Raw genomic sequence first — 819 nt, forward strand, 5'->3', positions numbered from 1 at the left:
GATGCACAAGATCGTCGAGAACGTGCGGCTCGAAGAGGAGCTGTGCGAGGAGGCCCCGTTCTACACCCTGGGCCCGCTGGCCACCGACATCGCACCGGCCTACGACCACATCACGTCGGCGATCGGCGCGGCGATCATCGCCCAGGCCGGCACCGCGATGCTGTGCTACGTGACACCCAAGGAACACCTCGGGCTGCCGGACCGCAAGGACGTCAAGGACGGGGTGATCGCCTACAAGATCGCCGCCCACTCCGCAGACCTGGCCAAGGGCCATCCGCGGGCCCAGGAGCGCGACGATGCGTTGAGCACCGCACGCTTCGAGTTCCGCTGGAACGACCAGTTCGCGTTGTCGTTGGACCCCGACACCGCACGGGAATTCCACGACGAGACCCTGCCTGCCGAGCCCGCCAAGACGGCGCACTTCTGCTCGATGTGCGGGCCCAAGTTCTGCTCCATGCGGATCACCGCCGACGTTCGGGCCTACGCCGCCGAGCACGGGCTCGACAGCGAGGAGGCGATCGAGGCGGTCATGAACGAGGGCATGGCCGAGAAGTCGCGCGAGTTCGCCGAGCACGGCAACCGGGTGTACCTGCCGATCAGCCAGCAGTGATCCAACCGCTCCCGGTGCTGCCGCTGGCACCCCCGGGCGCCACGCCGCTGCGCGTGCTGTCCATCGCCGGGTCCGACTCGGGGGGCGGCGCCGGCATCCAGGCCGACATGCGCACCATGGCGCTACTCGGCGTGCACGCCGATGTCGGTCACCACCGCCTCGATCTGGGCGGCCACGACATCGTCGGGCACCTCGTGAAAGCCGAGCTG

General features: G+C 68.9%; 1 protein-coding gene and 1 pseudogene. Both read left to right on the plus strand.

All coding sequences use genetic code 11. From position 1 onward, the window contains the following. Positions 1-610, plus strand: a 610-nt coding sequence (locus tag A9X03_RS01160; protein ID WP_068259288.1) for a phosphomethylpyrimidine synthase ThiC, incomplete at its 5' end; no start/stop codon positions are given. A gap of 14 nt (positions 611-624) precedes the next feature. Further along, positions 625-819, plus strand: a pseudogene (locus tag A9X03_RS01165) (hypothetical protein); the annotation flags it as partial.

It is taken from the genome of Mycobacterium sp. E1715, from assembly GCF_001667625.1.
Taxonomy (GTDB): domain Bacteria; phylum Actinomycetota; class Actinomycetes; order Mycobacteriales; family Mycobacteriaceae; genus Mycobacterium.